The sequence below is a fragment of the Streptomyces sp. CNS606 genome, assembly GCF_000426325.1.
The window spans coordinates 1-9516 of record NZ_AUFD01000032.1 but is presented as its reverse complement, the minus strand read 5'-3'; the positions used below and the strand labels follow the sequence as shown (position 1 = coordinate 9516).

The following is a 9516-nucleotide window of genomic DNA, read 5'->3' as shown; positions in this document are numbered from 1 at the left end:
GCGACCGGCGGCGCTCTTCTCCGCCTTCGGGCGGTGTGGCCCCCGTTCCCTCGTGGGGTGCCTACCGGGCTTCGACGCCGTCCACGTAGGTGGCGACCACGTCGATGTCGCCGATGCGCGAGGTGTCGACCCGGTGGGGATCGTCCCCGAGCACGACCAGGTCGGCGCGCTTGCCGGGGGAGAGGCTGCCCGCGCGGTCCTCCCACCGGCAGGCGTACGCGCCGGCGACGGTGTAGGCGTACAGGGCCTCGTGGACGGTGAGGCCCTCGTCCGGACCGACCGACCGCCCCGAGAGCGTGGCGCGTTCGACCATGAACTGGACGGCCCGCAGCGGTGATCCGTCGGTGACCGGCCGGTCCGAGCTGCCGACGACCCGGACCCCGTGGTCGAGGAATCCCCGGCCCCGGTACAGCCACGGGGCGCGCCGCTCTCCCATCACGGCCGCGTAGTCGTCGCCGAAGTAGCGCAGGAAGTTCGGCTGGATCACGGCATGGACGTCGAGGCGCGCGAAGCGCGGGAGCTGGTCGGGGCGGATCAGCCCGGCGTGCTCGATGCGGTGCCGCGCGTCGGGGCGCGGACGGCGGCTCTGCGCCGCCTCCAGGGCGTTCAGCGCCAGGTCGGCGGCGCGGTCGCCGATCGCGTGGACGGCGAGCTGCCAGCCGGCGAGATGCCCGTCCACGATGAGGTCGAAGAGGCGGTCGGGGTCGTCCTGGAACTGCCCGTCGTGGTCGGAACCCTCGTAGGGGGCGGTGAGCGCGGCCGTGCGGGCCATCATGCCGCCGTCGGTGTAGACCTTGAGCGCGCCCAGGGACAGCCAGTCGTCGCCCAACCCGGTGCGCACACCGAGGTCCATGCCACGCGGGATGCCGTCGTCGGGGTGCGCGGCCAGCGGCCGCAGCGTGTCGGCCGCCGCCATCAGCTGGACCCGCAGCGGCAGACGCCCCTGCTCCCGCAGCAGTTGGTAGGCGCCGAACTCCACGGGGCTGTGACCGAGCAGGCCACCGCCGATGCCCGCCTCGGCGCACGCGGTGATGCCCTCGGCGCGGCAGGTGCGGCCCGCGTGCTCGATCGCGTCCGCGATCTCCTCCTGCGAGTAGGGGAGGCGCAGGCGGCGCGCGGCGGCCATGGCGCTCTCCGCCAGGAAGCCGTCCTGGTGGGGCACCTCGGCCGGCAGCAGGTCCAAAACGGCGCTGTTGACCACGCAGGCGTGCCCGGAGTCGTGCATCAGGAACACCTTGTGTCCCCGGCTGACCCGGTCCAGTTCCCCGGCGGTCAGGTGCCGCCCCAGGGAACGCTGGTCGTATCCGGCGACCTCCACCCAGGCACCGGGTGCGCGTGTGCGGGAGACGGCCTCCGCCGCGTCCGCCACGACGGCGAGCACGTCCTCGACCCGCTCGCACGGGGCGACGTTCGGCGTGCTCGCCCTCCGCCCGGCCCACGCCAGGTGGACGTGGCCGTCGATGAACCCGGGGAGCACGGTGGCGCCCTGCAGGTCGACCACCTCGCGTGCGGGCAGCGCGGTGACCGCCTCGTCGAGGCCCACGATCCGGCCCTGCCAGACGCCGAGGTCGTGCGCGACGGGACGGGCCGGATCCATGGTGAGGAACCGTGCGTTGGTCAGCCTCGTGCAGAGCATCAGGGCTGCAGGGCGACCAGGCCGGCCGGGCGCATGTCGGTCCAGTGCTCCTCGACGTACGCCTGGCACGCGTCGCGGGACTCCTCGCCGAAGACGGTGCGCCATCCGGCGGGCACCTCGGCGAAGGAGGGCCACATCGAGTGCTGGTCCTCGTCGTTGACGAGGACCAGGAAGTGGCCCTGCGGGTCCTCGAACGGGTTCGTGCTCATGTGTGTCGTGACTCCTCGAGTGCGGTGTCGTTCCTCGGCGCCGGACAGAGCCCGGGCACAGCCTACCGGGCGGAGCCGACCTGGTCGCCGACGTTGCGCGCCTCGTCGTCGGCGGACTTCACCTCTGCGGCGAGGAGCGAGTCGAGGATCTCACCGACGCGGACAGCCGTGTTGGACAGCAGGGACGACGTGATGCCGTGTGTGTGCTCGGTGCCGCCCTGAAGGTAGATGCCGCAGCGCAACGCGTCCTCGGTGGCGATGCGGTAGTCGCGGTCGACGCGGACGCGGCCGTGCTCGTCCCGGTGGCAGAGGTCGCCGACCTCGCCGAGGACGCCGAGCGGGTCCGCGGGCCGGTAGCCGGTGGCGCAGACGACGACGTCCGCCTCCAGCGCGGTCTCCTCACCGGTGACCAGGGAGGTGACGGTCGCGCGCACGCCGTCCGGCTCCTCCTCGACCCCGAGGAGCCTGGACACGTTGAGGAAGCGCAGGCGCTCGGCGCCGAGGACCTTCTCCCGGTACGCCTGCCGGTACAGGTCGCTGATGAGGTCGACGTCGACCACCGAGTAGTTCGTGTTCCCGTGGTAGTCCATCAGCTTGCGCTTGACGGGGTCGGGAGCGGCGAAGTAGTCGTCCACCGCGCCGGGGTCGAAGATGCGGTTGGCGAAGCTGCTGTCGTCGGCGGGGCTGTAGCCGTAGCGGGAGAAGACGGCGCAGACCTCGGCCTCGGGGAAGCGGCGGTGGAGGTAGGCCACGTTCTCGGCGGCGCTCTGCCCCGCGCCGACCACGACGAAGCGGGACGGCCGGCGGCCGTCGAGCTCGTTCACCCGGCCCAGCAGTTCCGAGTTGTGCCAGATCCGCTCGCTGCGGGCGACGCCGTCGGGCATCTGTGGCCGCAGGCCGGTGCCGAGTACCAGGTTGCGTGCCCGGTGGACCACCACCTCCGACCCCGAACGGGCCGTCACGTCCAGGTACTGCACCGTGCCGTCGCGCACGACGGGCTCGACGGACACGACCTCGTGGTCGTAGGAGACCATGTCGTCGACCTTCGCAGCGGCCCACTCCAGGTACTCGTGGAACTCGACGCGCAGCGGGAACATCGTCTTCTGGTTGAGGAAGTCGATCAGCCGTCCCTTGCTCTGCAGGAAGCACAGGAAGCTGTACTCGCTCGCCGGGTTCCGGAGCGTCACCAGGTCCTTGAGGTAGGACACCTGCATGGTGGCGTCGTCGATCAGCATGCCGCGGTGCCAGCCGAAGCGCGGCTGGCGCTCGAAGAAGTGGGAGGTGACCGCCTCCGTCCTGCCGACGCGCGCGTTGTGCTCGCTGAGCGCAAGGGCCATGGCCACGTTGGACGGCCCGAAGCCGACGCCAATGAGGTCGTGGATCACAGGTGCGTCACCAGGAAGAACCTGAGACATGTCACTCCCATCGTGCGGGACGGCCGCCGGTCAGGCGTGGGGAACGGGGCGCTCAGGGCACGCCGGTTGACGGGCGGCCGAGCGAACTTAGGTAAAGCTAACCTGATCTGACCCCCGTGTCGACGGGGCGAAGCGGACTATTGGGGTGTCGCGTGGTAAACGGCCCTGGTTCGGGGGCGCGTTGCACCCTAAGGTAAGCCTTGCTTTACTTGTCGACCGTTTGCATCGCTCTTCGAGGAGGAACCTCTATGCGGGTCGTCATGTTCGGCTATCAGACCTGGGGCCACCGCACGCTGCAAGCGCTCCTGGACTCCGAGCACGACGTCGTGACGGTCGTGACGCACCCCAAGAGCGACCACGCCTACGAGAAGATCTGGAGCGACTCGGTCGCCGACCTGGCCGAGGAACACGGCATCCCGACGATCATCCGCAACCGGCCCGACGACGACGAGCTGTTCGCGCGCCTCGAGGACGCCGCTCCGGACATCATCGTGGCGAACAACTGGCGCACGTGGATACCCCCGCGCATCTACACCCTGCCCCGCCACGGCACGCTCAACGTCCACGACTCGCTGCTGCCCAAGTACGCCGGCTTCTCGCCGCTGATCTGGGCACTCATCAACGGCGAGCCGGAAGTCGGCGTCACCGCCCACATGATGGACGAGCAGCTCGACGCCGGTGACATCGTCCTGCAGCGCGCCGTGACCGTCGAACCGGCCGACACGGCCACGGACCTGTTCCACAAGACCGTCGAGCTCATCGCCCCCGTCACGACCGGCGCCCTCGACCTCATCGCCTCCGGGCAGGCCGAGTTCACCAAGCAGGACCGCTCCCGGGCCACCTTCTTCCACAAGCGTGCCGAGGAGGACGTCCGCATCGACTGGAACTGGCCCGCCGCCGATCTCGAGCGCCTCGTCCGCGCCCAGTCCGCCCCGTACCCGGCGGCGTTCACCTTCCACCGGGGACAGCGCCTCGAAGTCGTCTCCGCCGTCGTCTCCGAGGGCCGCTACGGCGGCACGCCCGGCCGCATCTTCTACCGCGAGGGGGAGGGCGTGGTGATCGTCGCGGGCGCGGACGCCCGCACCGGCCGCAACCACGGCCTCGCCGTCACCCGCGTGCGGACCGCGGACGGCCGCGAACTGCCCGCGACCGAGTACTTCACCTCCATGGGCGGCTACCTGACCAGCCGCGCCTGAGCACGGCGGCACCCACGCACCGCGTCGTCCGTCCGTCGGCCCCACCCCGAGGGGGCGGACGGACGGTGCGGACGACCGCGCGCCCTACCCCTTCTCCCGCCGCACGGCGCAGGCCGCCGCGTAACCGCCGGCCGGCGCCTCCAGATCGGTGACACGCCAGTCCCCGAGTTCGGCGGGCTCACCGCCCGCGCCGACGCACGTCACCGACGGGTCCTCGACGAGCCCCGTGCCGGTCGCCTTCAGGTACGCCTCCTTGCGGGTCCAGCAGCGGGCGAACGCCTCCGGCCTCTCCCCGGCGGGCAGCGCGGCGAGTTCCGCACGCTCACGGGGGTGCAGGAACGACGTCATCTCCGCCACCGCCCCCGCGTCGGGCACCTCTTCCACATCGACCCCGACGGGAACCCCCGCGAAGCCCAACAGCACCAGGTCCCCGGCGTGCGAGAGCGAGAAGTGCACCCCCGGTTCCCGCACGACGGGCCGGCCGTGCGGGCCTCCGCAGCCGGCGCACGGCTCGCGCAGCACCTCCACCTCCGCGGGCGCGACGTTCAGCGCGCCGCCCAGCAGCCGCCGCAGCGCGAGGTGCGCCACGACGTAGCGGTCGCGGTCCTCCTGCCGGACGAGAGCGGCGAGCCGCGCGCGCTCCTGCGCGTCCAGCACTTCCGGCACCTCCGTGAGCGCGGGGACGTGCTCGGAGACGCGCACCAGCCACAGCGACACGGAGGCGAGCGAAGCCCCCCACAGCGGAGACGGTGCGGCTCGCTCGGGGGACAGCCAGGCGACGGCGGGCGACAGGGAGGACATCGTGCGATCGTACGACCGGGTCCCTCCGGCGACGCGCGCGGGTGAGAGGGGAGCGAGCGGGCAGCCGGCGCGGTCGCCCGGCCCCCGGCCGGACTCCGGCGGACGACGGGCGCAGACACGAGCGCCCCGCCGCCCCCGCGCCTGCGGTGCCGACTGCCCGGCGACCACAGTGCGCTCCGGGGCCGCGGGGCGCAACGCATTTTCCGGCGGGGCCGTCTCAGCTCTGGGCCGGCACCTCGTGCTCGCCGACGACGTGCGCCCGGCCGATCGCCTTGAAGCGCAGGTTGAAGCCGATCACGGCCGGACTCGCGTCCGCGTCCGCCCCCAGCTTCTCGTCCTCCACGGCATACACGGTGAACACGTACCGGTGCGGGCCGTCGCCGGGCGGCGGGTTGGCGCCGCCGAAGTCCCGCGTGCCGTAGTCGTTCCGCACGTGCACCGCGCCCTCGGGGAGACCCTTCATGTCGCCGGTCCCGGCCCCCGCGGGCAGTTCGGTGACGTCCGCCGGAATGTCGAACACCGTCCAGTGCCAGAAACCGCTGCCGGTCGGTGCGTCCGGGTCGAAGCAGGTGACGGCGAAGCTGCCGGTCCCCTCCGGGAAACCCTCCCAGCGCAGGTGGGGAGAGACGTTGCCCCCGGAGTACACCTGATCGGCCTTCAGCCGCCGCCCTTCCGACACGTCGTCACTCGTCACGGTGAACGAGGCCACCGGCGGGTGATGGTCGTGCGGGAGCGGACGCCGCTTCTGCTCGGTCACGTCGAGATCCTCCTCATCGAGCGAATCGCTGCATCGGCCAGCCTAACGAGCGGACGAGCCGCAGGCTGACAGCATGTGCGGGTGCTACGAAAGTGCTCGGCGGCTCCCCACCGCCCGGTGGGCGCGATCCGCCGCGACCCCCTCTACCAGTAGGACAACCTCACAACGGTGGTGCATCAGTGACCAGCTCCGCACAACTGCCTGAACTGCCCGAGGGCGGCCTGAGCGGCCTCTTCGACGGAACCGTGCCACCGGGCGTGTACCGCACCGCATCGGTGGGCCCGGACGTAATCCTCCAGGCACAGGCGGAGGACTGGTACGCCGCCGTGGTGGACCTCGACGGAGTGACCGACCGCGCCGGCTTCCTCGCCCGCTGCGCCGACGGCCTGGAACTCGACGGACCGCTGGACGGCGACTGGGACGCCCTGGCCGACCGGCTCACGGACCTGTCGTGGCTGGGCGAACCCCGCGGCTACCTGATCCTCGCGAGCGGCTGGCCCGAGTTCCAGTACGCCGCCCCGCAGGAGGCCGACAGCGCCGCCGAGGTCATGGGCGCGGCCGCGGGCTACTGGGCCGTCCGGGAGTCCCCGCTGGCCGCACTCCTGGGGTGAACGCACGGAGGGGGCCGCCCCGCAGGACGACCCCCTCCTCCACGTGCCGCGGCGGCGTCACCTGCCGCCGAGGCTCCGCTCAGAACCAGTTGCGCTTGCCCCCGACCTCGGACAGCCACTGGTTGAGGTAGGCCGTCCAGTCGGTCTGCTGGAAGTTCGCCAGGTCCACCTGGAAGGCGCGGTAGGAGTCGCCGCCCTCGTTGAACAGGCCCGGCTTCTTGTCCATCTCCAGAACGACGTCCATCTCACGGTGGTCCGCCACGAAGCTCAGCTCCACCGCGTTCAGACCGCGGTACTGCTCCGGCGCGAAGAACTCGATCTCCTGGTAGAAGGGCAGCCGCTGCCGGGTGCCGCGGATGTGACCGCGCTCCATGTCGGCGCTCTTGAAGCGGAAGCCCAGCCCGCCGAAGGCGTCCAGGACGGCCTGCTGGGCGGGCAGCGGGTGGACGTTCACGGGGTCGAGGTCGCCGGAGTCCACGGCGCGCGCGATCTCCAGCTCCGTGACCACGCCGATGTGCATGCCGGTCAGGTGCCGGCCCATGAACATGGTGATCGGCGCCTCCCACGGCACCTCGAGGCTGAAGGGCACCGCGTGGACCGCACCGGGCTGCACCTCGAAGGCGCCGCCCAGGCGCTGCTTGTTGAACTCGATGTTCTGCTTGTACTCGGTGTCCTGGCCCTCGACCTCGACCTGTGCCTGGAAACCGACGGACAGGCCCTCGATCTGCTGCTCCACGGACCCGCCCTGGATGCGGACCTCACCCTGCACGACGCCACCCGGCACGACGTTCGGCTCGGTGAGCACCGTCTCGACCGAGGCGCCCCCCGCGCCCATGCTGGCCATCAGCTTCTTGAAGCCCATGTTCGTCCTCTCCGGGAACGTTTCCCCGTCCCCCGTGTGTGTGCGTGACGCTCGTCAGATACGAACGCGGCGGGGACGGCGACGGTTCCGGATGCCCGGCAACCGTCCAGTAGCCTCCGACGCATGACTGACGGCCGCGACGGTACGCCACGTACGCCCGCCCCGGAGACGCCCCTGCCGCGGTCCTTCTTCGACCGGCCCGTACTGGAGGTCGCGCCCGCCCTCCTCGGCCGCACCCTCGTACGCCGCACCTCCCGGGGGCCCGTCACCGTGCGCCTGACCGAGGCGGAGGCGTACGCGGGGGCGCCCGACCCGGGCTCGCACGCCTACCGGGGCCGGACCCGTCGCAACGCCTCCATGTTCGGCCCCGGCGGGCACGCGTACGTGTGCTTCATCTACGGATGTCAAAGCAGTCGGCATGAACGTTGAACTCCTCTCCCATCCCGCTGAAGAGGTCGCCCCCAAGCTGCTCGGATGCGTCCTCACCTGCAAGACCTCCAAGGGGACCGTGAGCATCGCCATTACGGAAACCGAGGCGTACTCCGGCACGGCTGACCCTGCTTCCCATGCCTACCGGGGCCGGACTGCCCGCAACGCCACCATGTTCGGGCCCGCAGGACACCTCTACGTCTACCGGTCCCACGGTCTTCACTGGTGCGCCAACGTCGTCACCGGTACGGATGGCGTCGCCTCGGGTGTCCTCATCCGGGCAGGCAGGGTCATCGAAGGCGAGCACCTGGCGCGCAAGCGGCGAGGGGAGAGGGTCGAGAGCCCACGTCTTGCCCGAGGTCCGGGGAATGTCGGCCAGGCACTGGGCGTCACGGCAGAGCACAACGGCGCAGACCTCCTGGCAGGTACCTCGATCCTGCTCTCCAAGGGAGAGCCGGTACCTGCCGCGCTCATCCGGGTCGGTCCTCGGGTAGGCGTGAGCAAGGCCCACGACTGGCAACACCGGTTCTACCTCGCTGGTGATCCAACGGTCTCGGCGTACCGGCTGAGCCCGCGAGCCGAACCGACCGCCGGAGCCTGACCCGCTGTGTGCCTCTGACAGCCTGCCGGTGAGTCGGTGCGGTCAGGGTCCTCGTGGTCCAGTTCCTCCCACAGGTACTCGACGTCGCCCTGCGGCCCCGAGGGGAGTGCGGCCGGGGGTGCTGCTGCGCGGGGGAGAGATCCTCACGGGGCACGAGCAGGCCCGCGAAAGACGCCCGACGGCCCGCACCGACGCCGAACTGGCCAAGGAGCCCGGCCCGCCTGGCAACGCAACCGCCCTCGACGTCGACGAGGACCTGGACGGAACCGACGTGTGCAGCCGGGACGCCGGCGCTCCGTTCCGCCGTGCACGCCCGCAGCCCCGCCGACCCGGCCTCGGTCACCACCGGCCCGCGTACCGGTGTGGGCCGAGACGGAGCGGCCCATTCCTGGCGCTTCTGGATCGCCGACGACCGGACGGTGAGCCCTACCGTGCCAACCAACCCCGTCGGCGGAAGCGGTGACTTGACGCCGGGACGCCGGACGCCTAACGTGGATCGAGCCGCTGAAACGAGTGGCCCGCTGCGACGATCGCAAGATCGCACGAAGGGCACCCTCCCGGCGGCTACACCACTACCTACGACTCCCAACCGGGGTTCATCGGCATGCCGGTAAACCGACGGAAAAGGCTCGATTTTGAGCCGGACGGGAAATCCGCTAGCGTAGTGGACACACCGAAGGGAAGCGCCCGGAGGAGCCTGTGAAAGGGTTCCGATGGAAGCGTCCGTTCCTTGAGAACTCAACAGCGTGCCAAAAGTCAACGCCAGATATGTTGATACCCCGTCCCCCTGTTTTGTGGGGGCGTGGTTCCTTTGAAACACAACAGCGAGGACGCTGTGGATCGTCGGGTTATTCCTCCGACGGTTCCGCTCTCGTGATGTGTCGCCCGGATATCCGGGAAGCATTCACGGAGAGTTTGATCCTGGCTCAGGACGAACGCTGGCGGCGTGCTTAACACATGCAAGTCGAACGATGAAGCCGCTTCGGTGGTGGATTAGTG

At 70.8% G+C, this 9516-nt stretch carries 10 protein-coding genes, 1 rRNA gene and 1 pseudogene; 6 read left to right on the top strand and 6 right to left on the bottom strand.

Annotated features, from left to right (window positions below):
• Positions 1-61: 61 nt before the first annotated feature.
• The 3 genes from K304_RS0119085 to K304_RS0119075 all read right to left on the bottom strand — a co-directional run bounded on the left by K304_RS0119085 (position 62) and on the right by K304_RS0119075 (position 3260).
• The gene (locus K304_RS0119085; RefSeq protein ID WP_027765055.1) at positions 62-1636 is read right to left on the bottom strand and encodes an amidohydrolase; all 1575 of its coding nucleotides are present in this window, start codon (positions 1634-1636) and stop codon (positions 62-64) included.
• On the bottom strand, positions 1636-1845 hold the full coding sequence (locus tag K304_RS0119080; RefSeq protein ID WP_027765054.1) for an MbtH family protein: 210 nt from the start codon (positions 1843-1845) through the stop codon (positions 1636-1638). The genes K304_RS0119085 and K304_RS0119080 overlap by 1 nt, the downstream gene beginning before the upstream one ends.
• Before the next feature lie 62 nt (positions 1846-1907).
• Positions 1908-3260 (bottom strand): SidA/IucD/PvdA family monooxygenase, encoded by a 1353-nt coding sequence (locus K304_RS0119075; RefSeq protein WP_027765053.1) that lies wholly within the window; start codon positions 3258-3260, stop codon positions 1908-1910.
• A 248-nt stretch (positions 3261-3508) separates the two neighbouring features.
• On the opposite strand from K304_RS0119075, the gene K304_RS0119070 reads away from it, so the two are divergent.
• On the top strand, positions 3509-4456 hold the full coding sequence (locus K304_RS0119070; protein ID WP_027765052.1) for a methionyl-tRNA formyltransferase: 948 nt from the start codon (positions 3509-3511) through the stop codon (positions 4454-4456).
• An 84-nt stretch (positions 4457-4540) separates the two neighbouring features.
• Here the strand turns inward: K304_RS0119070 and K304_RS0119065 are convergent, their stop codons facing one another.
• Complete coding sequence (locus K304_RS0119065; RefSeq protein WP_051308631.1) at positions 4541-5257, bottom strand: 4'-phosphopantetheinyl transferase superfamily protein; 717 nt, start codon at positions 5255-5257, stop codon at positions 4541-4543.
• A 217-nt stretch (positions 5258-5474) separates the two neighbouring features.
• A complete protein-coding gene (locus K304_RS0119060; protein WP_027765050.1) occupies positions 5475-6014 on the bottom strand; it encodes a YbhB/YbcL family Raf kinase inhibitor-like protein in 540 nt (179 codons plus the stop codon).
• 179 nt (positions 6015-6193) lie between these two features.
• Between K304_RS0119060 and K304_RS0119055 the strand changes: the two genes are divergently transcribed.
• The gene (locus tag K304_RS0119055) at positions 6194-6625 is read left to right on the top strand and encodes a barstar family protein (RefSeq protein ID WP_027765049.1); all 432 of its coding nucleotides are present in this window, start codon (positions 6194-6196) and stop codon (positions 6623-6625) included.
• Between the two features lie 79 nt (positions 6626-6704).
• Here the strand turns inward: K304_RS0119055 and K304_RS0119050 are convergent, their stop codons facing one another.
• Positions 6705-7487, bottom strand: coding sequence for a sporulation protein (locus K304_RS0119050; RefSeq protein WP_027765048.1), 783 nt, complete (start codon positions 7485-7487; stop codon positions 6705-6707).
• Positions 7488-7610: 123 nt separating this feature from the next.
• Between K304_RS0119050 and K304_RS29955 the strand changes: the two are divergent.
• From K304_RS29955 to K304_RS0119035, 4 genes and pseudogenes are all read left to right on the top strand, one after another.
• A pseudogene (locus K304_RS29955) lies at positions 7611-7889 on the top strand (DNA-3-methyladenine glycosylase); the annotation flags it as partial.
• A gap of 16 nt (positions 7890-7905) precedes the next feature.
• Positions 7906-8517: a DNA-3-methyladenine glycosylase gene (locus tag K304_RS32340; protein ID WP_078529375.1), complete on the top strand. Its 612-nt coding sequence runs from the start codon at positions 7906-7908 to the stop codon at positions 8515-8517.
• Between the two features lie 28 nt (positions 8518-8545).
• Entirely contained in the window at positions 8546-8980 is a 435-nt protein-coding gene (locus K304_RS33010) for a DNA-3-methyladenine glycosylase (RefSeq protein ID WP_486591731.1), read from the top strand.
• A 440-nt stretch (positions 8981-9420) separates the two neighbouring features.
• Positions 9421-9516, top strand: a 16S ribosomal RNA gene (locus K304_RS0119035); the annotation flags it as partial.

Coding starts and splice junctions, on each gene's coding strand:
- K304_RS0119075 (WP_027765053.1), bottom strand. CDS start 3,260: ATGTCTCAGGTTCTTCCTGGTGACGCACCTGTGATCCACGACCTCATT.
- K304_RS0119080 (WP_027765054.1), bottom strand. CDS start 1,845: ATGAGCACGAACCCGTTCGAGGACCCGCAGGGCCACTTCCTGGTCCTC.
- K304_RS0119085 (WP_027765055.1), bottom strand. CDS start 1,636: ATGCTCTGCACGAGGCTGACCAACGCACGGTTCCTCACCATGGATCCG.
- K304_RS32340 (WP_078529375.1), top strand. CDS start 7,906: ATGAACGTTGAACTCCTCTCCCATCCCGCTGAAGAGGTCGCCCCCAAG.
- K304_RS0119070 (WP_027765052.1), top strand. CDS start 3,509: ATGCGGGTCGTCATGTTCGGCTATCAGACCTGGGGCCACCGCACGCTG.
- K304_RS0119050 (WP_027765048.1), bottom strand. CDS start 7,487: ATGGGCTTCAAGAAGCTGATGGCCAGCATGGGCGCGGGGGGCGCCTCG.
- K304_RS0119065 (WP_051308631.1), bottom strand. CDS start 5,257: ATGTCCTCCCTGTCGCCCGCCGTCGCCTGGCTGTCCCCCGAGCGAGCC.